This window comes from Corynebacterium pseudogenitalium (assembly GCF_024453815.1).
Taxonomy (GTDB): Bacteria; Actinomycetota; Actinomycetes; order Mycobacteriales; family Mycobacteriaceae; genus Corynebacterium; species Corynebacterium pseudogenitalium.
Genome location: NZ_CP072934.1, coordinates 1,252,141 through 1,272,706 on the forward strand (window position 1 = coordinate 1,252,141; position 20,566 = coordinate 1,272,706).

Sequence of the window (20,566 nt, forward strand, 5' to 3'; positions counted from 1 at the left end):
CGTGGTCTAAACAGCGAAACCTAGTGCACGCAACTGCTCGCGCCCTTCTTCCGTAATCATCTGCGGCCCCCATGGTGGCATCCACACCCAATTGATGACGACTTCATCACACACAGTATTCGTCGTGATAGCGTGATCAGCTTGTTCTTCGATGACATCGGTAAGCGGGCAAGCCGGCGAAGTCAACGTCATGTTGACGACTGCTCGGTGGACATTATCGTTAGTTTCTACCCACACGTCATAGACAAGTCCAAGGTCAACAACATTGATACCCAACTCGGGGTCAATGACGTCGTGTAGGTACTCCTCTACTTCACCACAGATTTTGAGCTGTTCCTCGGTCTGTGTTGGCCGCTCGTCGCCATCGCCAAGGTTCGAAGTGTGATCGTTATCCACCATATTTTCGCCTTTCTATTTGTCTAACGCCTCGGACGTGGCGGCTTCAAATGCTTTCCAGCCCAACAACGCGCACTTGACGCGAGCTGGGAACTTAGAAACACCTGCGAACGCAATGCCATCACCGATGGCTTCCGGATCCCCTTCTTTGGTCCCGCGAGAGGTGATCATTTCCTCAAACGAGTGCAACTTTTCCATCGCATCCGCAACAGGTAGCCCCACCAGTTCTTCTGTCATCACACTGGTTGAGGCTTGGGAGATCGAGCAACCTTGAGCATCGTAAGAGACGTCTTCAACCGTTTTTCCGTCGGCAGACAGGTGCACACGCAGCGTCAGCTCGTCGCCGCAAGATGGGTTGACGTGGTGCACCTCCGCTTCGTATGGTTCGCGCAACCCCCTATGCCGTGGGTTCTTGTAATGGTCCAAGATTACTTCTTGGTACATCGACTCTAGGTTCATCGTCTAGGAATCCTCCTCGACTCCGAAGAAGCGGCGCGCTTCGCGAATGGCTTCAACCAACGCGTCTACTTCCTCTTTGGTGTTGTACAGGTAGAAACTAGCGCGAGAGGTTGCCTGCACCTCGAGTTCTCTGTGAGCAGGCCACGCACAGTGATGGCCGGTGCGGATAGCAACACCGTGAGCGTCAAGCACCTGTCCTAAATCATGCGGATGCACGCCGTCGACGGTAAAAGCGATCGCACCGCCGCGCTGTTCAGCCACCTTAGGACCAGCGATCACTAATCCTGGAATCTCTTGCATTCTTTCCAGGGCATACTCCGTCAACATATGCTCGTGGCGTTGGACATTTTCCATTCCGATGGATTCCAAGAACTCGACGGCAGCACCAAGGCCAACGACCTGGCTTGTCATCTGCGTGCCAGCTTCGAAGCGTTGGGGCGTCGGCGCATACGTCGAAGAGTCCATCTTGACGATCTCGATCATGGATCCACCTGTCAAAAATGGTGGAAGCTCCCTGAAGATCGACTTTCTCGCGTAGACGGCGCCCACACCAGAAGGTCCACACATCTTATGCCCTGAGAACGCTGCAAAGTCGACGCCAAGCTCGTGAAAGTTGACAGGCATGTGCGGAACAGATTGGCACGCATCAAGGACCGTGAGTGCTCCTACTGCACGAGCACGCCTCACGATTTCATCAACGTCCGCTACTGCACCAGTTACGTTTGATTGGTGCGTGAACGCAACAACTTTTACAGTATCGTCAAGTTCCAGGCTGTCAAGGTCGATGCGTCCATCAGCAGTCATCGAGTACCACTTGAGCGTTGCTCCAGTGCGGCGGGCCAGTTCTTGCCAAGGCACGAGGTTCGCGTGGTGCTCCAGTTCAGTGACAACAATCGTGTCTCCGCGTTTGATCTGGTGCTTACCGGCACGATCATCACCAAGAACATATGCGACGAGGTTCAGAGCCTCAGTAGCGTTCTTCGTGAATGCAATCTCCTCCCCGTCAGCACCAACAAAGTTAGCGATACGCTCACGGGCAGTTTCATAAGCGTCTGTCGCCTCCTCAGCCAGTTGGTAGGAGCCGCGATGGACTGGTGCAAATGTGTTCAGGACGAATTCTTGCTCAGCGTTCCACACAGACTGCGGACGCTGGGACGTAGCCCCGGAGTCCAAATAGACGAGGGGCTTCCCATCACGCACGGTCCGACTCAGGATCGGGAACTCTGCGCGAATCGCGTCTGTGTTCAGTGTTCCATCGGAATGTAAGTATCCCATTAGATGAACTTTTCGTATCCCTCTGCCTCGAGAACATCAGCCAACGATGCGTCGCCAGTCTGGATGACCTTGCCATCCGAGAAGATGTGAATGAAGTCAGGCTTCACATACTCCAGGATCCGCTTGTAGTGGGTGATCATTAGGACACCGCCGTTGGTTTCTTCCTGGTAGCGGTTGATCCCCTCGGATACGATTCGCAGCGCATCGACGTCAAGGCCGGAGTCCGTTTCGTCCATCACAGCAAACTTCGGCTTGAGCAACGACAACTGCATGACCTCATGTCGCTTCTTCTCACCGCCAGAAAAGCCTTCGTTGACCGAACGCTCAGTGAAGGAAGAGTCCATCTTCAACAAGTCGCGAGCATCATTGAGTTCACGAACCCAATCGCGAAGCTTCGGCGCTTCCCCACGAACAGCAGTCACAGCAGAGCGCATAAAGTTCGAAGAAGAGACGCCCGGCACCTCAACTGGGTACTGCATTGCTAGGAAGAGTCCGGCGCGAGCGCGTTCGTCGATATCCATCTCGAGGATGTTCTCACCATCGAGGAGTACTTCGCCTTCAGTAACTTCGTAGCGTGGATGACCAGCGAGCGTGTAGGCAAGCGTGGACTTACCGGAACCATTCGGCCCCATGATGGCGTGAGTCTCTCCGCCCTTAATAGTGAGGTTTACGCCCTTGAGAATCGGCGTTGGCTCTTGACCTTCCTCGGTCGGCAGGACGTTTGCGTGGAGGTTCTTGATTTCCAGGGTAGACATTGTTTTACTGATTCCTTTTCGTTTTACTGGTTCGTTTGCTCGAGCTCTCCGGCCACACGTGCAACGAGTTCTTCACGGAGGTCTTCGAGCGGGACCTGATTGAGGACCTCGTTAAAGAATCCGCGAATGATCAAGCGCGTGGCTTCGTCCTCAGGGATGCCCCTGGACCGGAGATAAAACACTTGCTCGTCATCGAACCGACCAACGGTTGCGGCATGGCCGGCTCCAGCGATTTCACCAGTCTCGATCTCGAGGTTTGGAATTGCGTCAGCGCGAGCACCATCCGTCAAGACCAGGTTCCGGTTCGTTTCATATGTATCTGTGCCGTGCGCGCCTGCGCGAATCAGCACATCACCGACCCAGCAGGTTCGTGCTTCTGGCAGATCCGACGCCTTGTCGCCTTGCAACGCACCCTTGTACAGCACGTTCGACCGGCAGTTCGGAACGCTGTGGTCGACCAGCATACGGTTTTCGATGTACTGACCCGCGTCCGCAAAGTAAACGCCGTTGAGCTCGACGTCTGCCCCCGGAGCTTGGAACTTTACGCGTGGGGTGATGCGCACGATCTCGCCACCGAAAGCTGCGACGTTGTGGCGCAGTACCGAATCGCGCTCCATCAAGATGGACTGTTGACCAATGTGTACTGCGTCCAAGTCCCAGTCCGTATCTACGACTGCGCGTACGTGCGCGCCTGCGCCGATATGCCAATTGACGTTGTCTGCATGCACACCTGTGCCGGTGTACTTGACAACGATGTCAGCCTCTGCATGGGTCCCAACTTCAAAAAGGATCGTTGCAAAGGATGTCACGTCGGCGCCGGCACCAGTGATGGTGACGGTGATGGGCTTGGACAACTTGCTGTTACCAGGCACGGTAATCAAGGTGCCGGTTTTCGCGCTCGACCATGCTTGTGCAGCAACGCGGTCTACGGGCGCGCCGGCTACTTTGAGCTGATCGTCAGCTGCGTCAAGCTCCGTGACGACGACCTCATCTGGCGCATCAATCGTGATCTGGGCGTCAGCCTGTTGCGGGAACTCCCCGTTGTGCAGACCTCGGATGCGGCGAAGTGGAATGAACCGCCAGACTTCGTCACGTCCACGTGGAACGGGAAAATCCTCAACATTGAACGACGAAAACAGATCTCCCTTGTTGTTGTGAGGAGTTGCATTCGATACGGGATTAATCGTTGAAGTCATGGTGATTAGCCCACTGATCCTTCCATTTGCAATTCAATCAGACGGTTGAGCTCCAGGGCGTACTCCATCGGGAGCTCCTTGGCAATAGGCTCGACGAAGCCACGGACAATCATCGCCATAGCTTCTTCTTCGGCAATACCGCGGGACATCAGGTAGAACAGCTGCTCTTCAGAGACCTTGGAGACTTTCGCCTCGTGTCCGAGCGTAACCCGATCGTTCCTAATGTCGTTGTACGGGTAAGTGTCAGAACGAGAAATGTCATCGACAAGCAACGCGTCGCACTCAACGTTCGAGGCGGAATCATGCGCGTTTGCGTTGATCTGTACCAGGCCACGGTAGGCCGCGCGTCCGCCACTGCGCGCAACTGACTTTGAAACGATTGAACTCGAGGTGTGCGGAGCCATGTGTGTCATCTTGGCACCGGTGTCCTGGAACTGTCCTTCACCAGCAAATGCGACGGAAAGCACTTCGCCACGGGCATACTCGCCAGTCATCCAGACTGCTGGGTACTTCATCGTCACCTTTGAACCGATATTGCCGTCGACCCACTCCATCACTGCGCCCTCTTCGGCCTTAGCGCGCTTGGTGACGAGGTTGTAAACGTTGTTCGACCAGTTCTGGATCGTGGTGTACCGGCAGCGGCCACCTTTCTTCACGATGATTTCAACGACCGCGGAGTGAAGCGAGTCGGACTTGTAAATCGGGGCGGTGCATCCTTCTACGTAGTGGACGTAGGCGTCCTCATCAACGATGATGAGCGTGCGCTCGAACTGGCCCATGTTCTCGGTATTAATACGGAAGTATGCCTGGAGCGGGATATCGACGTGGACGCCCGGCGGAACATAGATAAACGAACCGCCTGACCATACTGCCGTATTCAGAGCTGAGAACTTGTTATCGCCAGCGGGGATGACCGAGCCGAAGTACTCCTTAAAGATGTCCTCGTGCTCGCGAAGCGCGGTGTCAGTGTCTACGAAGATGACACCCTTCTTTTCGAGATCCTCACGAATCTGGTGGTAGACAACCTCAGATTCGTACTGCGCAGCAACACCAGCGACTAGGCGCTGCTTTTCTGCCTCAGGAATGCCAAGCTTGTCGTACGTATTCTTAATGTCTTCAGGAAGGTCATCCCAGCTCGTAGCTGGTTGCTCCGTAGAGCGGACATAGTACTTAATGTTGTCAAAGTCGATGCCACTCAGGTCTGCGCCCCAAGTCGGCAGTGGCTTCTTTTCAAAAATGTCCAAAGCCTTGAGGCGCTGTTCCAGCATCCATTCTGGCTCTTCCTTAATGCCAGAAATGTCCTTGACTACCCCAGCGTTAAGACCACGCTTTGCTGCCTGCCCGGCAGCGTCTGGGTCGTGCCACCCGTAGTTGTAGCTACCGATTGACTCGATAATCTCTTCGTCGTTCATTGGTTTCTCTAAACCGGGTGCGGGATTAGCTTTCGTCATTATTTTCCGCTCCTTTCAGATACGTTATTTTTCGGCCCGTGAACAGCAGCGAGTGGAATGTTTGTTGTGCAGACACCATTGCCCTCTGTAATGGAGGCAAGTGGTTGGATATGTCGGCCTACGATCTTAGCGATCATTTCTTGCTCTGCTTCGCAAATTTCGGGATGCGCAGACGCTACTTGTGACACCGGGCAGTGATGCTGACAAATTTGAATTCCAGTCCCTGCCTGAGTCACCGAGGCAACATAGCCGTGACGCTCTAAAACGGACACGACTTCGAGCACGACTGATTCAAGGTCGCCACTGCTTGATCGCTCCGAAATCGGCTCCACTTCTTCAAGGATGCGTTCAATCCTAGTTTTGGCGAACTCTTTGACTGCTTCATGGCCGCCAAGTTCTTCAAGAGCTTCGATTGCATCAAGCGCCATATTCTCATAGTTGCTACCGAAGCTTTCTCGGCCTTCTTCCGTCAAGCAGTAGTGCTTCGCGGGACGGCCTCGCGGTGGCTCTTCTCCAGCAACCGGCAGTGGCTCACACGTCTCAATGAGTCCAGCCTCAGTGAGCTTATCCAGGTGCCGACGGATACCGGCAGCTGAAATTCCAGTTTGCTCACCAAGTGTTGATGCAGTCACCGGTCCGCTTTTCAGCAAGAGCGCCATCACTCGCTTGCGAGTGCCACCGTCAACTGACCGCGCTTGGTTCAGCACTGGCTCACCTCGCTTCGATCTGCTTTGATCTCTGACTTTCCAACCGATTGGCTGTACACCGACCGGCCTTTACACAACACTACTGTGTCCTAATTCAATGTGCACGTTTAACCCGGTCGTTCGGCTACAATCTTGCCTGTGTTGTTCCAGGATTCACCGATAAAGTCTTTGCTTGATGCGTTTCCTCGCATCGGCAAGCCTGGATCACGGTCGGCTGGGCTCCACCGAGTCTCTAAAGAGGTTTGGCGAGGACAAGACTTTCGTTCAACCAACTACGCTGAGCAGAACCGGTTCGCCGTACTTCGATGGCTGGGTTTGGTCGGCACACTTCTCATTGGCTTGGGAGGCCTCGGGGGCGGGGCCTTGCCGGTCGTCGATAATCCTTGGTTCTCTCTGCCTGGCGGGGCCTTGCTTGGCCGAATGATGCAAGCGTCGTCTTCCATAGTTCTGTTCGGAGTAGGACTCTTGGTCTCCGCTTGGCTGTGTATGGGCCCCTTCGTTGGCGTAAGTGGCCAGAGGCCCCGCGTTTCGACGCCGCTTCTCATGCGAACATTCGTTGTATGGGTTGCTCCTCTGGTGATTACCGCTCCCCTCTTTACCCAAGACATCTATTCATACTTAGCTAATGGTGCAATTGTCCGGTTTGGTCTTGACCCGTACTCCGCTGGACCAGTCGAGCTTCTCGGGCCAGAACACCATCTAGCGCGCTCGGTCCCGTTTATTTGGGCGCATTCTCCAAGCCCCTACGGGCCTGTCGCGTTAGGTATTGCAGCGGCAATTTCTCGTATTACTGCTGACTCTATTGTGCTCGGGGTGATTGCGCACCGCGTCGTATCACTCGTCGGAGTGCTCGCCGCAGCGTGGGGGATCCGAAAGATTGCCGGCCGCTGTGGCGTACCAGAGACTGCCGCACTGTGGCTCGGGGTGCTCAATCCGCTAACGATTCTGCATCTCATTGGTGGCATCCATAATGAAGCGATCATGCTCGGATTGGTGTTAGTCGGGTTTGAGCTAGGACTTCGCGGGGCCGACAGGTTGAGGACCATCAGTTCAGCGCAAGCGTGGGGTTACCTGGCTCTCTCCGCGATCACCATTACCTGCGGAGGACTAGTCAAAGTGACAGGCTTTCTCGGTCTCGGTTTTATAGGCATGGCAATCGCTCGTGTGCTTGGGCAACGCCAGCGCAAAGCTACAGCCCTTAGCATCGCGGTGCTTTTTCAGACAGTTATTCTCATTGTCACTACTGCCGCCGTTTCACTTATAACAAGCATTGGGCTCGGATGGGTCACTGGTCAAGGCGGAGCAGCATCGATTCGTAGCTGGCTCTCGATCTCAACAGACGTGGGCGTAATCAGCGGCTTTCTAGGAATGCTGCTTGGTCTCGGCGACCACATTGACGCAGTTCTCATTGTCACCCGCGGGATTGGAGTGGCCATCGCGGTGGCGTTTCTGGTTCGCCTACTGTGGGCTACGTTGCGGGGAGCCATTCACCCTGCAGGTGGACTTGGCGTCGCAACGCTCGTGCTTGTTATATTCTTCCCAGTTGTACACCCTTGGTACCCTCTGTGGGCTATTTATCCCCTTGCTGCATGGGCAAATAGGTTCTTTTTCCGAGCCGGGGTGGCTGTGTACTCTGCTGTGTTTAGTTTTCTGGTGCTACCGCGTGGTCTCGGCCTGCAAGCAAAGACAGTTTTCACTATTTACGGTGTCTCAGCCTGTTGTTTTGTCGTATTTGTTGGGCTCAGTTTCCTGTTGTATCGGCGCTTTGGTGCCGGCAGGCTACACTAGCTATCCATGAACGCGCCTGTTCTTTCAGTTGACAATGTGAAGAAAACTTTTGGGGACGTTACTGCTGTAGATGGAGCATCGTTTGCCGCAAAAGAAGGAACCGTGCTGGCCTTGCTCGGTCCGAATGGAGCCGGCAAGACAACGACCATCGAGATGTGTGAAGGATTCACCCGGCCAACCTCAGGGACAATCACGGTACTAGGCGAAAACCCTGCAACCCACCCTCAGCGTGTGCGAGACCGAATTGGGATCATGCTGCAGGGTGGCGGATCATATTCGGGCGTCAAAGTCAGAGAAATGCTGAAGCTTTCGGCTTCATACAACGCGAACCCTCACGACCCTGAGTGGCTCATGGCCCTCCTAGGGCTCGAGGGAGTCGCCAATACCACGTATCGACGCCTCTCCGGAGGGCAAAAGCAACGCTTGTCCCTGGCGCTTGCACTTATAGGTCGTCCGGAGCTGGTTTTTCTTGATGAGCCAACCGCTGGCATGGACGCACAGTCCCGCAACGCTGTGTGGGATATTGTTTCTGCGCTAAAACGTGACGGAACCACGATCGTCCTGACTACGCACCTGATGGACGAGGCGGAGTCGCTCGCCGATGACATTGTGATCATGGATCATGGAAAGGTTGTCGCCGAAGGCACACCGGCGGACCTGACCAGCGGATCATTTGAGCAGCAAATCACGTTCGGTACGGCGCAACCACTCGACCTCGAGAAGCTGAAGCAGCACGTGGCTTTGTGTCAGATCGATACAGCTGTGACCCAAGTTCGCCCAATGCGCTACGTAGTCAACGGTTCGGTTTCTCCTGAACTCGTCGCCTGTATTACCGAAGAAGCACTTCGCCAATCCGTGCTGATTCGGGATATGCAAGTAAGCCACATGGCGTTGGAAGAAGTGTTTTTGAACATCACCGGTAAGGAATTAAGGAGCTAGCGGTGCACATCAAGGAAGGAACCTTTACGCCCGCCCCGCAACGGTCTTCGAAGTTTGCGATGGCCAGCGCTCAGGGACTCATCGAAAGCAAGCTGATGCTCCGTCACGGCGAACAGTTGGTGCTCAGCATCTTCATCCCGGCAGCGTTGCTCATCGCATCAGTGTATTTGCCTGTTTTTGGGGATGACTACAGCCTCGACACCCTGGTGCCGATGGTGTTTGCCGTCGCGGCGACCAGCTCTGGATTTACGGGCCAGGCGATTTCGCTCGCCTTTGACCGCCGATACGGTGCGCTGAAGCGGACCGGTGCTTCCGGAGTCCCACCGTGGACGATCATCGTCGGAAAAATCCTTGGCGTGGTCGCGATGGTCTGCGTCCAGATTGCGGTGCTAGGGGCCGTTGCAGGTTTCCTTGGCTGGCGCCCCTCAGTCGTTGGCGCGGTGCTTGGTGCCTGCGTCTTGTTCCTGGGGGTTGCGTGCTTTACTTCCTTGGGCTTGCTCATGGGCGGCTCGCTAAGTTCCGAGATGGTCCTTGCCATTTCGAATTTAATGTGGGTAATCATGATGGGAATCGTGGGTTGGGTCGTCTATTCTGGCGACCTTAGCCACGCTGGTTGGTGGAACCTAGTACCCACGGTTTCGCTGGCAGCTGGTATTTCTGATGCACTCGCGCTGACTGCGAATGGTCCTGCGTTGCTTAGCTTGCTAGCGTGGCTCATCGTCGGCGTTGGCTCAAGCGTTCGCTTCTTCCGTTTCGATGATTAAGGCCATGCGCTCATCGACTAAGATTCGAGCCTGAATAGTCGAACGTGTTTTATACGTCCAAGGAAAGTGCATGACTTTACAACAGACCGGTGCGCCGATGACGCATCAGGATAAAAAGCAAGCCCCCAGTCTGAAGTTGCAACGAACTCTAGCCATGATTCTCTTGCTCTGCCAAGGCGGGATCACCGTAACAGGGTCGTTGGTGCGAGTGACCGGTTCGGGGCTTGGTTGCAATACGTGGCCACTTTGCCATGAAGGTTCGCTTGTCCCCGTCGCTGGTGCCGCACCTTGGATTCACCAAGCCATTGAGTTTGGAAACCGCCTGCTTGCTTTCGTGGTCGCGGCTGCCGCGATCGCCGTGCTTTGGGCTGTCTACCGCGCATCCCGCGGTCGAGATGCCCAATTCTTGGCATGGTTCTCCCTCGTCGGCGTGGTTGTCCAGGCGATTATCGGCGGTATTTCTGTTCGCCTTGATTTGCAGTGGTGGGCGGTCGCCGTGCACTTCTTGCCTTCGATGGTGCTCGTGTGGGTCGCTGCATTGCTGTACATGCGTATGGCAGAAGACGAGTCCACGGTTGCTCAAGACCGCTACCCCGGGCACATCCGAGTGATCGCCGTGATCGCTGCCGTTGCGTTGAGCTGTGTACTTGTGACAGGAACGATGGTGACAGGGTCCGGCCCGCACTCGGGTGACGCAAGCGTCGGTATGGAAGGTCGACTTGCGATTGACACAGCGTTGTTGGCATATATTCACGCAGGGTGCATGTACGCGTATCTACTTCTTACAGTGTTCACATTTTTCCTGCTACGTAGAGCGAAGGCCCCGCATGCGGCGCAGAAAACTTCCTGGATTCTTCTTGGACTCATCGTGGTTCAGTGGGCAGTAGGTTTAAGCCAGTACTACATGGGCGTGCCGCGTTGGACGATTCCGATCCATATTGGGCTGTCTTCTCTAGTTGTAGCGTTCACGGCGTTCTTGTACGCGCACGCTGTGCGTCGTGAGTTGCTGTATCGCTAGACGCAAACACCATGTAGCCTGAGAAAGTATGAAAGCGATTGAGTTCGACGCGCAGCAGGTGCGTTGCATTGATATCGCTTCACCGTTCCCCAGCGATAGAGAACTTCTAGTCGAAGTCCTCTACGCTGGGTTTTTTCTTCACGACACCTCCTTCGGCAACCAAGGATGCGGTCGTGTCCTGAAAGACCCCCTCGACGAGGTTGCGCCAGGAACTGTGGTTGCGTGGAGCGATGCCACCGGCCCCATCGCCGAGCAGGTTGTCGTTGACCGAAGCCGGGTAGTCGCTGTATCGGACCTGATCGCCCCACGCATTGGTGCTTCAATGTTGAGGCCGGGAATGGCCGCAAGTTATTCGCTATTCGAAGTTTTGAAGCTTGTGCAAGGTGAAGCTGTCGTCGTCACGAATGCAGGTTCCGCAATTGGGTTGTACATGATTGCAATCGCTCGAGAGAAGGACATCATCGTGTATGCCGTTTCGGAAAGCGAGGAAGGCCGAGTAGCAGCAGATGAGGCTGGAGCCACAGCCGTATTCAGTGGCCAGCCAGGTACTGCTGCACAGATCAAAGCGCTCAATGATGGGATCGGGGTGGATGCAGTTGTGCTGGCACGCTCTGACTTCAAAAATGGCTTTGCGCACGAAGTTGGGCGCAGCTCTGCGCGTACGTGTTGCTATGAGGACTTAGCGTCGATACGAATGGATGCCAACGGCTTCCGTAAGCATGCACAGACCGTTACCAGAGTGCTCGAAGAAACACGATGGGAACCGCCAGTTCACGTGTGTGAATCGATAGATGACGCCAGCTCGCTACTGGGTTCCGAAACTTCGGAGGTTTGTGGCAATGACCTTGGAGCCATCAAGCTCCAAGAATCCACGAGCTAGAAGAAGGTAGCGAATAGTGGAGTCCAACCGAGCACCGCATCAACGGAAAGCCCCAAGAACAACGCCGCAAGATAGTTGTTCGAGAGAATAAACAGCTTGAGCGGTTTCACCTTCTCCCCGCGCTTTACCCCAGCATGCAGCTGTGTGGCAACGGCGAGGAACAATGCACCCGAAATCAGCGCGGTTGTAAGATAGATCCACGAGGTGGCAGGAACCAGGAGCAGGGACACCCCGACGGTCCACCATGAGTAAATGAGAATCTGACGGGTTGTCTCCGCCGGGGAAGCTACCACCGGCAGCATCGGGACATTAGCGCGGGCGTAATCCGCTCGGTACTTCATTGCCAGCGCCCAAGTGTGCGGTGGCGTCCAGAAGAAGATGATCATGAACATCACGATCGCCTGCCACCACGCATCCTTGGAGCCGTCGGTGACATTATCTCTAATTGCCGCCCAACCGACCATCACGGGCATGCAACCTGCTGCGCCGCCCCAGATGACATTCTGCCATGTTCGCCTCTTCAGCCACTTTGTATACACGTAGATATAGAAGAAGTTGGTCAGAATGATAAAGAACGCCGCGAGCCACGACTTACACAGGAATCCAAGCCAAAGCACACTCGTGACGAGAAGCGCCCAAGCAAATACGGCGGCTTTCTGTTTGGTGACCTTTGCCCGGACAAGTGGCCGTGCACGCGTTCGCCCCATTTTCTGGTCAATGTCGTAGTCGGCGACCATGTTAAATGCATTTGCCGCACCGGCCCCCATCCAACCACCGAACAGCGTTGCAAGAATGAGCCACACGTGCACAGTGCCACGGTCTGCTTGCAACATTGCGGGGATAGCTGCTACTAGAAGAAGTTCAATGACCCTGGGCTTCGTAAGCGCGAAGTATGCCTTGATGGTCTCCAATACTTCTCCTCCACATCAAACTTCAACCGTTCGGCTAGAACTCTTACGCAACATTGGTTCGCGTTCAGGTGTCGAGCATTTCGGCTGATATGGTACCGCAACGCATTACACGATGATCTTTTCAGCCCTCTTATACTTTGACCCTCCCGGTGATGTTAGCCTCCGCTCACCAATTTGTCAGAATTAACGTGGCGGCTACACCCGCGAGTTTTCTTCGCACAACACCGTTGGGTGTCACCACCACAAAGCGAGTTTTACACTAGGCTGGGTCCTGTTCTGTTTCCATAGCATGAATCGAGGATTCTGTGACGCTTTCAGCTGAACTTCAAGCAAAAACTGTACGTAACTATCCCGAAGACTGGACCGACGTGGATACGCGGGCAGTTGATACAGCCCGAATCCTCGCGGCTGACGCCGTGGAAAACTGCGGCTCTGGGCACCCAGGCACCGCGATGTCGCTCGCACCTCTTGCATATACGCTCTACCAGCGGGTGATGAATGTAGACCCCGCTGACCCACATTGGGCAGGGCGCGATCGCTTCGTATTGTCAAACGGCCACTCTTCCCTGACACAGTATGTTCAGCTCTACCTGGGGGGCATGGGACTTGAGCTCAAAGACCTCCAGCAGCTTCGTACCTGGGGTGCTAAGACTCCCGGTCACCCTGAGTACAACCACACGGACCACGTAGAGATTACAACTGGCCCGCTCGGCCAGGGGTTGGCATCAGCAGTTGGTATGGCGATGGCTTCGCGCCGGGAACGTGGCCTGTTTGACCCTGAGGCTCCGGCTGGCGAATCGCCGTTCGATCATTTCATCTACGTCGTGGCTGGAGACGGTTGCCTTCAAGAAGGTGTCACATCGGAGGCTTCATCTCTCGCAGGGACGCAGCAGCTCGGAAACCTGATTGTATTCTGGGATGACAACAGGATTTCGATCGAGGATGATACCCAGATCGCGTTCACTGAAGACGTTATGAAGCGCTACGAGGCCTACGGCTGGCAAACACTAACGGTTGAGTCCGGCGAAGACGTCGTCGCGATTGAGAAAGCGATCAAGGAAGCACAGTCCGACACCAATCGCCCAACGATCATTCAGGTAAAGACGGTCATCGGCTTCCCTGCTCCTACGCTGCAAAACACGGGTGCAGTACACGGCGCAGCTCTCGGTGCGAAAGAAATCGCAGCTGTCAAAAAGATTCTCGGCTTTGATCCGGAGATTCACTTCCCGGAGGAAGAGTCCGTTATCATCCATACTCGAAAGCTCCGGGACCGTGGTGCTGCGAAGCGTAAACAGTGGGACGAGACGTTTGCTGTTTGGGCTGAGGCCAACCCAGAGAAGAAGGCCCTGTTTGACCGATTGACGGCTCGAGAGCTCCCATCCAACTGGTCGCAGGACTTCCCAACTTGGGACGCTGACGAAAAGGGCCTTGCTACCCGTAAGGCTTCTGAAGCAGTAATCCAGGCTGCGGCTGCGGCCCTTCCAGAGCTTTGGGGTGGCTCCGCAGACCTTGCAGGCTCCAATAACACCCTTATCAAGGGGGCTGCATCGTTCGGGCCTCAGGCGATTTCTACCGATATGTTCAGCGCTGAGCCGTACGGTCGCAATTTGCACTTCGGCATCCGCGAACATGCCATGGGCGCGATCATGAACGGCATTGCACTGCACGGCAACACACGAGTTTACGGCGGTACGTTCCTGATCTTCTCCGAGTATCTCTACCCGGCAATTCGCGTCGCAGCACTTTCAGGTATCGACGGCTACTACGTCTTCACGCACGACTCGATCGGCCTGGGCGAAGACGGTCCGACCCACCAGCCGGTTGAAACGCTCACTGCGCTTCGAGCCATCCCGGATATGGCGGTGATCCGACCGGCCGACGCGAATGAAACGTCTGCTGCGTGGAAGTCTGCGCTGGAGGCTACGCCGATGCCGAAGGCACTGGCGCTTTCCCGTCAGAACCTCCCTGTGCTTGAGGGCACAAAGGAAAAGGCATTCGAAGGTGTTGCTCGCGGTGCGTACGTACTCGTGGACTCCTCTACCCCGACGCCTGATTTGATTCTGATGGCTTCTGGCTCGGAAGTGCAGCTTGCTGTTGAGGCTGCGAAGTCCTTGGAAGCCGAAGGTATCGGAACTCGAGTTGTCTCGGTGCCTTGCATGGAGTGGTTTACGCAGCAATCGCCGGAGTACATTGAATCGGTACTTCCTGCAGAGGTTCGAGCAAGGGTCTCTGTCGAGGCCGGTCTGTCCATGCCATGGCATCGTTTTGTAGGCGACGCCGGTCAGTGTGTTTCCTTGGAGCACTTTGGTGCCTCCGCACCAGGTCCAGAGCTCTTCGAGCGGTTCGGCTTTACAGCAGACAACGTTGCAGCAGCCGGACGCGCGTCTGTAGCAGCAGTGCAGCGATAGTTGAAGAGTTGTCCTGGTCAAGCCCTCCCCTAGCTTGGCCAGGCCCATTTTTTAGAAAGGAATCTGAGCATGAACACAGTTGAAAGGCTTCGGGAGCTCGGCACGTCCACTTGGCTGGATGATCTCTCTCGCCAGCGCATCGCCACTGGCAATCTAGAAGCAGTCAAACGTGAGAAGTCGGTCGTTGGCGTGACAACCAACCCTGCAATTTTTGCTTCAGCAATGTCGACTGGAAGCGCGTACGACGAGCAAATCCAACAGTTGAGAGCGTCAGGTGCCAGCCCCGACGAGGCGGTTTACGCGATGAGCATTGACGACGTCCGCGACGCGTGCGACATCTTCCAGGACATCTACGATGCGACCGACGGCCTTGATGGTCGCGTTTCCATCGAGGTTGACCCCCGCTATGCTCACGACGAAGCGAAGACGATCGCTCAAGCGAAAGAGCTGTGGGCACGCGTGGGTAAACCGAATGCAATGATCAAGATTCCAGCCACAGACGCCTCGTTGCCAGCAGTCACAGCAGCACTGGCAGCTGGTATTTCAGTGAATGTCACGCTGATCTTCTCTGTGGAGCGCTACCGCGAGGTCATTCGCGCGTACAAGGAAGGTATTCGGCAGGCTGCAGCCAACGGCCACGATGTCTCAACCATTCATTCTGTTGCCTCATTCTTCGTGTCTCGCATGGACACCGAAGTCGATGCTCGCCTTGAGCAAATTGCTACTTCTGAAGCACTTGCGTTGCGAGGCAAAGCAGGCGTCGCAAACGCTCAACTGGCATACCGCTTGTTCCTTGAGGAATTTTCTTCGTTGGATGACCTTCCAGCTGGTGCCAACGTTCAACGCCCGCTGTGGGCCTCGACTGGTGTAAAGAACCCTGAGTACCCTGTCACGTTGTATGTGTCTGAGCTGGCTGGCCCAAACACGGTCAACACCATGCCGGAATCAACTATCGACGCCACCCTGGCTAGCGACAGTCTTCACGGCGATACTTTGTCTGCCAGTGCTGACGACGCGCAGAAGACGTTTGACGCTATCACCGCTGCAGGAATCGACTTGTCTGATGTCGTGCGAGTCCTCGAGCAGGAGGGCGTCGATAAGTTTGTTGATGCGTGGCAAGAATTGCTAAATTCCATGTCGGAAAAGCTGCAATAAAAAGGAGTACATGTGAGTGACGAGAGCACGCATTGGGTGAACCCGCTTCGGTCCCCCGAGGATAAGCGGCTTCCCCGCATTGCGGGTCCGTCTGGGATGGTGATCTTCGGTGTAACTGGAGATCTAGCTCGGAAAAAGCTCCTGCCGGCAATTTACGACCTCGCGAACCGGGGTCTCCTCCCACCGGGCTTTGCTCTCGTCGGGTTTGGGCGTCGAAACTGGTCTAAACAAGATTTTGAGGACTATGTGTGTGAAGCCGTTGAAGCATCTTCCCGCACCGCGTTTAATACGAACGTTTGGGACCGGCTCGCAGAAGGTATGCAGTTCGTCTCGGGCTCGTTTAATGACGACGCCGCGTTCGACGCCTTAGCCAATACACTGCGCTCGACCGATGAAACACGGGGGACGAACGGAAACTGGGCCTTTTACCTTTCTGTGCCGCCCGAGCACTTTTCGAGCGTTGTCCACCAGCTGGACCGCAGTGGAATGGCACAGCCTCAAGACCACGGCTGGCGCCGAGTGATCATCGAGAAGCCATTCGGGCATGATCTGGAATCCGCCAAAGAGCTAAACCGAGTAGTGAATTCAGTGTTCCCTGAGCGATCCGTATTCCGAATCGATCACTATCTCGGCAAAGAAACCGTGCAGAACATTATGGCTCTGCGTTTCGCAAACCAGATGTTTGAACCAGTGTGGAATTCGCACTACATCGACCACGTACAAATCACGATGGCTGAAGATATTGGGCTCGGCGGCCGCGCAGGCTATTACGACGGTATTGGTGCAGCACGAGACGTCATCCAAAACCACCTGATTCAGCTGCTCGCCTTGATCGCTATGGAGGAGCCGACGTCGTTCTCCCCGGGGCGTCTTCGTGCGGAGAAACTCAAGGTCCTCCGCGCTACGACTCCCGTCGAGCCGTTCGATGAGACGACCGCACGCGGCCAATACGTAGCGGGCTGGCAAGGTTCTGAACGCGTAATCGGGCTCCGGGAGGAGTCCGGGTTTGACCCCAACTCTGCAACCGAAACCTATGCGGCCTGTACGTTAGAGATAAACTCGCGTCGCTGGGCAGGTGTTCCTTTCTACCTTCGCACTGGTAAGCGCCTCGGGCGTCGAGTGACTGAGATTGCCCTGGTCTTTAAGCGTCCTCCGTACCAGCCGTTCGAAGACGATCAGACAAAACTACTTACGAACAATGCAGTCGTTATCCGCGTGCAGCCGGACGAAGGCGTGCTGATGCGCTTTGGTTCCAAGGTGCCTGGAACTGCATTTGAAGTTAGGGATGTCAACATGGATTTCTCGTACGCGGAGGCATTTACGGAACAGTCTCCCGAAGCATACGAGCGGCTCATCCTCGATGCACTACTCGACGAATCTAGCTTGTTTCCAACCAATGCGGAAGTCGAGCGGAGCTGGGAAATCCTCGATCCAATTCTCAACTACTGGGAGTCGCACGGACATCCAGATGAATATCGTGCGGGCACTTGGGGGCCCGCATCAGCAGACGCGATGCTGGCCAAGGACGGCCGCCAATGGCGTCGTCCATAATGTGTGCAAACAACGAACGTGAGGCTTAATCCTTGATTGTCACTCTTCCCGACACGACCACCCGCGATGTGTCCACAGCGCTCCTAGAGGCTCGTGAAAATTACTCGTTGGCGACTGGGCGCGTGCTCACACTCTTGGTCGCTGCACATGCCGAGGATGATGTCGATTCTATTCTGGAGACGGTCCGGAACGCGACCATGGAGCACCCGGCTCGAGTTCTCGTCTTGTTGCTCGACTGCCAGAGCGAGCAAACCTGGATGGATGCAGAGGTAATCGTCGCGGCGGACGCTGGCGCCTCTGAGATGGTTGTCATGACTCTCCACGGTGAACTTACCCAGCATCTTGACGCGGTGGTCACCCCGCTGTTGCTGCCCGATACCCCTATCGTTGCTTGGTGGCCCACAACTGTGCCAGATGTTCCTGCAGAAGCAGAGCTTGGTAATATCGCGCACCGCAGAATCACGAACGCGTGGCGCACTATGGAGGCAGAATGCATAGAGCAGCTGGCAAAGGCGTACGTCCCAGGTGATTCGGACATGATGTGGTCTAAAATCACGCCATGGCGCGGCGTTGTCGCCTCAGCTTTCGACCGCTATAAACAGCAACCACGCCGGATCTTGCTCAGCGGTATTACCGAGCATCCAAGCGTACAAATCGCAGCCTCTTGGCTCGATGCCTGCTTTGGCGTTGAGGTAACCGTGCAAAACGTAGCAGGCGCCGACGCCATTCCTGGCTCCCCAATCCAACACCTATCGCTGGACTGCGAACAAGGCTCTGTGCAGGTACAAATTGTTGATGAGCACACCGTGCGAGTTTCCGTACCGGGATACCCTGATGCGTTTGTTGCACTGAGTGCTCGCTCGGACGCAGAATGCCTCGCTGAGGAGCTACGCCACCTCGATCCTGACGCCATGTATGCTCGGGCATTGTTACATAACCTCCCTTAACTTCGCACCGAAAGAGGGTCAACGGATGTCCAACACAGTCAAGACCAAAACATTTGCAGACCTCGAACAGCTTATCGACGTCTCCACCTCCGCATTCCAAACGTTGATTTCAGAGATCCACAGCTCCCCTACCGGTGGTGTAAACGGCGACGGAACCGCACGTGTTGTGCTTACTGGCGGAACAGCCGGAATCCGGTTCCTTGCAGCCCTAGTTTCATCAGATATCGACTGGTCCAGGGTGAAGCTATTCTTTGGCGACGAGCGCAACGTAGCCGTCAGCCATCCTGATTCGAATCAAGGCCAGGCCCGGGCAGCGTTGCTCGATCATATAGATATCCCAGAAGGAAACATTTTCGGGTATGGGTTGGACGGAGGGACGATGGAGCCCGCTGTCACTCGTTATGAAGCGCACCTGAAAGTTGAGGCGCCTGAGGGGTTCGACCTCCATCTACTGGGAATGGGCGGTGAAGGCCACATTAATTCGCTATTCCCACATACGCCTGCTGTGAGAGAGGACGCCGCTCTGGTTATTGCTGTAACGGATTCACCAAAACCACCTCCGGAACGTGTTTCGTTGACACTACCTGCTGTTCGGAAAGCACAAAAGGTCTGGCTTCTTGTTTCTGGTGCAGAGAAGGCAGAAGCTGCGTCCGCAGTTGCAAACCGGGCAGAGTATCTTGACTGGCCAGCGGCCGGTGCTGTCGGCAAGGAAGAAACGATCTTGTGGGTCACCGAGGACGCGGCACCACGTTAGATTCCCGCAGATTCGGATTTCTGACCAACGAAAAGGCCCGCCGGAAGCTTATTGCTCCAGGCGGGCCTTTTGCTAGCGGCTAAGCAGCAAAAGTCTGAATAAGATTCAGGCCCACGATGCATACAAGCCAGATGAGCGTAATGATAACCGTGTAACGGTCGAGGTTCTTCTCCACGATAGTGGAGCCGGACAGGTTAGCCTGCACGCCACCACCGAACAGGCTCGAAAGCCCGCCTCCCTTGCCTTTGTGAAGCAGCACGAACACTGTCATCAAGACCGCAGCGATTACGAGCACGATCTCAAGAGCCAACGTCATGGTGGTAAATCCTCACTATAAAACCTACATTGATGTAACTCGGACCAGACTACACGAAGTCACCGAATGGTGTTATTCGACGCGCTCTGGTCCGAGCGACATGTCTTGCAAATCTACTGTACTGCCTGGGCAGCCGCAGCAGCCAATTTCGCGAAATCCTGGCCGTCAAGAGACGCACCTCCGACAAGACCACCGTCAACATCAGGCTGAGCGATGATCTCACCGACAGTTTCCGTCTTTACGGATCCGCCGTACAAAATACGGATGCCATCAGCAACCGCATCACCGGCCAAGTCACAGATCAGGCCGCGAATAGCCTGGCACACTTCCTGCGCATCGGAGGCAGAGGCAACCTTGCCAGTGCCGATAGCCCATACCGGCTCATATGCAATGACGGTCTTCTCCAACTCCTCGTTGCTCAAACCGTCCAGGGATTTCTTCGTCTGCTCTACGACGTAGTCGACATGGGTGCCTTGTTCGCGAATGTCTAGCGGCTCACCGACACACACGATTGGGTTCATGCCGTGCTCAAGTGCCTTCTTTGCCTTGCGGGAAACTAGCTCATCGTCCTCACCGTGGTACTCACGGCGTTCTGAGTGGCCGACAACTACCCACGTGCAGCCAAGCTTCTCCAGCATTGTGGCCGAAACTTCACCAGTGTAGGCACCAGCATCGTGTGCTGACACGTCCTGTGCACCATATGTGATCTGCAGCTTGTCGCCTTCAACGAGAGTCTGGATAGAACGAAGGTCGGTAAACGGCACGGTCAATGCAACGTCCACGAACTCATAGCCGTCCTTCGGGAAAGCGAACGCGAGTTTCTGGGCCGAAGCGATTGCTTCGAGATGGTCGTGGTTCATCTTCCAGTTACCAGCAATCAGTGGTTTGCGAGACAT

The 20,566-nt window shown here is 55.3% G+C and carries 20 protein-coding genes; 10 read left to right on the forward strand and 10 right to left on the reverse strand.

The genetic code is table 11. The annotated features are described in order from the left end of the window. Positions 1–6: 6 nt before the first annotated feature. The 7 genes from KBP54_RS06020 to KBP54_RS06050 are packed head-to-tail and all read right to left on the reverse strand — an operon-like array spanning position 7 to position 6,239. Complete coding sequence (locus KBP54_RS06020; protein WP_256005009.1) at positions 7–399, reverse strand: metal-sulfur cluster assembly factor; 393 nt, start codon at positions 397–399, stop codon at positions 7–9. Between the two features lie 12 nt (positions 400–411). Beyond that, entirely contained in the window at positions 412–855 is a 444-nt protein-coding gene (sufU, locus tag KBP54_RS06025; RefSeq protein ID WP_256005012.1) for a Fe-S cluster assembly sulfur transfer protein SufU, read from the reverse strand. Positions 856–858: 3 nt separating this feature from the next. Beyond that, positions 859–2,130 (reverse strand): cysteine desulfurase, encoded by a 1,272-nt coding sequence (locus KBP54_RS06030; protein WP_256005013.1) that lies wholly within the window; start codon positions 2,128–2,130, stop codon positions 859–861. Then, entirely contained in the window at positions 2,130–2,885 is a 756-nt protein-coding gene (gene sufC / locus KBP54_RS06035) for a Fe-S cluster assembly ATPase SufC (RefSeq protein WP_070362438.1), read from the reverse strand. Before sufC ends, KBP54_RS06030 begins: the two co-directional genes overlap by 1 nt. A gap of 23 nt (positions 2,886–2,908) precedes the next feature. After that, positions 2,909–4,081 carry a Fe-S cluster assembly protein SufD gene (sufD, locus tag KBP54_RS06040; RefSeq protein ID WP_070362437.1) on the reverse strand — a complete coding sequence of 391 codons (1,173 nt, stop codon included), beginning with the start codon at positions 4,079–4,081 and terminating at the stop codon, positions 2,909–2,911. Positions 4,082–4,086: 5 nt separating this feature from the next. Further along, positions 4,087–5,532, reverse strand: a complete 1,446-nt coding sequence (gene sufB, locus KBP54_RS06045) for a Fe-S cluster assembly protein SufB (RefSeq protein WP_070362436.1) — start codon at positions 5,530–5,532, stop codon at positions 4,087–4,089. Beyond that, complete coding sequence (locus tag KBP54_RS06050; protein WP_071572611.1) at positions 5,532–6,239, reverse strand: helix-turn-helix transcriptional regulator; 708 nt, start codon at positions 6,237–6,239, stop codon at positions 5,532–5,534. Before KBP54_RS06050 ends, sufB begins: the two co-directional genes overlap by 1 nt. 138 nt (positions 6,240–6,377) lie before the next feature. On the opposite strand from KBP54_RS06050, the gene mptB reads away from it, so the two are divergent. The 5 genes from mptB to KBP54_RS06075 all read left to right on the forward strand — a co-directional run bounded on the left by mptB (position 6,378) and on the right by KBP54_RS06075 (position 11,628). Then, positions 6,378–8,027, forward strand: coding sequence for a polyprenol phosphomannose-dependent alpha 1,6 mannosyltransferase MptB (gene mptB / locus KBP54_RS06055; protein ID WP_418904451.1), 1,650 nt, complete (start codon positions 6,378–6,380; stop codon positions 8,025–8,027). Positions 8,028–8,033: 6 nt separating this feature from the next. Next, positions 8,034–8,966 carry an ABC transporter ATP-binding protein gene (locus KBP54_RS06060; protein WP_256005015.1) on the forward strand — a complete coding sequence of 311 codons (933 nt, stop codon included), beginning with the start codon at positions 8,034–8,036 and terminating at the stop codon, positions 8,964–8,966. A gap of 2 nt (positions 8,967–8,968) precedes the next feature. Beyond that, entirely contained in the window at positions 8,969–9,730 is a 762-nt protein-coding gene (locus tag KBP54_RS06065) for an ABC transporter permease (RefSeq protein ID WP_369822163.1), read from the forward strand. 70 nt (positions 9,731–9,800) lie between these two features. Beyond that, positions 9,801–10,748 carry a COX15/CtaA family protein gene (locus KBP54_RS06070; RefSeq protein WP_256005017.1) on the forward strand — a complete coding sequence of 316 codons (948 nt, stop codon included), beginning with the start codon at positions 9,801–9,803 and terminating at the stop codon, positions 10,746–10,748. 28 nt (positions 10,749–10,776) lie between these two features. After that, positions 10,777–11,628: an MDR/zinc-dependent alcohol dehydrogenase-like family protein gene (locus KBP54_RS06075; RefSeq protein WP_256005019.1), complete on the forward strand. Its 852-nt coding sequence runs from the start codon at positions 10,777–10,779 to the stop codon at positions 11,626–11,628. Here the strand turns inward: KBP54_RS06075 and KBP54_RS06080 are convergent. Beyond that, complete coding sequence (locus KBP54_RS06080) at positions 11,625–12,539, reverse strand: heme o synthase (RefSeq protein ID WP_256005020.1); 915 nt, start codon at positions 12,537–12,539, stop codon at positions 11,625–11,627. The genes KBP54_RS06075 and KBP54_RS06080 overlap by 4 nt on opposite strands. 305 nt (positions 12,540–12,844) lie before the next feature. On the opposite strand from KBP54_RS06080, the gene tkt reads away from it, so the two are divergent. The 5 genes from tkt (at position 12,845) to pgl (ending at position 19,354) form a co-directional block, all read left to right on the forward strand. Further along, entirely contained in the window at positions 12,845–14,947 is a 2,103-nt protein-coding gene (gene tkt, locus KBP54_RS06085) for a transketolase (protein ID WP_256005022.1), read from the forward strand. Between the two features lie 69 nt (positions 14,948–15,016). Next, positions 15,017–16,102 carry a transaldolase gene (gene tal / locus KBP54_RS06090; protein WP_256005023.1) on the forward strand — a complete coding sequence of 362 codons (1,086 nt, stop codon included), beginning with the start codon at positions 15,017–15,019 and terminating at the stop codon, positions 16,100–16,102. A 12-nt stretch (positions 16,103–16,114) separates the two neighbouring features. Further along, complete coding sequence (gene zwf / locus KBP54_RS06095; RefSeq protein ID WP_256005025.1) at positions 16,115–17,653, forward strand: glucose-6-phosphate dehydrogenase; 1,539 nt, start codon at positions 16,115–16,117, stop codon at positions 17,651–17,653. A 32-nt stretch (positions 17,654–17,685) separates the two neighbouring features. Continuing rightward, positions 17,686–18,600, forward strand: coding sequence for a glucose-6-phosphate dehydrogenase assembly protein OpcA (locus KBP54_RS06100; RefSeq protein ID WP_256005026.1), 915 nt, complete (start codon positions 17,686–17,688; stop codon positions 18,598–18,600). Between the two features lie 25 nt (positions 18,601–18,625). Beyond that, on the forward strand, positions 18,626–19,354 hold the full coding sequence (gene pgl, locus KBP54_RS06105; protein ID WP_256005028.1) for a 6-phosphogluconolactonase: 729 nt from the start codon (positions 18,626–18,628) through the stop codon (positions 19,352–19,354). 79 nt (positions 19,355–19,433) lie between these two features. Here pgl and secG read toward each other — a convergent pair whose 3' ends face one another. Beyond that, entirely contained in the window at positions 19,434–19,670 is a 237-nt protein-coding gene (gene secG / locus KBP54_RS06110) for a preprotein translocase subunit SecG (protein ID WP_070362425.1), read from the reverse strand. 113 nt (positions 19,671–19,783) lie between these two features. Beyond that, on the reverse strand, positions 19,784–20,566 hold the full coding sequence (gene tpiA / locus KBP54_RS06115) for a triose-phosphate isomerase (RefSeq protein WP_070362424.1): 783 nt from the start codon (positions 20,564–20,566) through the stop codon (positions 19,784–19,786).

Bases quoted from the DNA above. Each gene is read 5' to 3' on its own strand.
- KBP54_RS06020 (WP_256005009.1), bottom strand. From the start codon at position 399: ATGGTGGATAACGATCACACTTCGAACCTTGGCGATGGCGACGAGCGG.
- sufU (WP_256005012.1), bottom strand. From the start codon at position 855: ATGAACCTAGAGTCGATGTACCAAGAAGTAATCTTGGACCATTACAAG.
- KBP54_RS06030 (WP_256005013.1), bottom strand. From the start codon at position 2,130: ATGGGATACTTACATTCCGATGGAACACTGAACACAGACGCGATTCGC.
- sufC (WP_070362438.1), bottom strand. From the start codon at position 2,885: ATGTCTACCCTGGAAATCAAGAACCTCCACGCAAACGTCCTGCCGACC.
- sufD (WP_070362437.1), bottom strand. From the start codon at position 4,081: ATGACTTCAACGATTAATCCCGTATCGAATGCAACTCCTCACAACAAC.
- sufB (WP_070362436.1), bottom strand. From the start codon at position 5,532: ATGACGAAAGCTAATCCCGCACCCGGTTTAGAGAAACCAATGAACGAC.
- KBP54_RS06060 (WP_256005015.1), top strand. From the start codon at position 8,034: ATGAACGCGCCTGTTCTTTCAGTTGACAATGTGAAGAAAACTTTTGGG.
- KBP54_RS06070 (WP_256005017.1), top strand. From the start codon at position 9,801: ATGACTTTACAACAGACCGGTGCGCCGATGACGCATCAGGATAAAAAG.
- KBP54_RS06075 (WP_256005019.1), top strand. From the start codon at position 10,777: ATGAAAGCGATTGAGTTCGACGCGCAGCAGGTGCGTTGCATTGATATC.
- tal (WP_256005023.1), top strand. From the start codon at position 15,017: ATGAACACAGTTGAAAGGCTTCGGGAGCTCGGCACGTCCACTTGGCTG.
- pgl (WP_256005028.1), top strand. From the start codon at position 18,626: ATGTCCAACACAGTCAAGACCAAAACATTTGCAGACCTCGAACAGCTT.
- secG (WP_070362425.1), bottom strand. From the start codon at position 19,670: ATGACGTTGGCTCTTGAGATCGTGCTCGTAATCGCTGCGGTCTTGATG.
- tpiA (WP_070362424.1), bottom strand. From the start codon at position 20,566: ATGTCTCGCAAACCACTGATTGCTGGTAACTGGAAGATGAACCACGAC.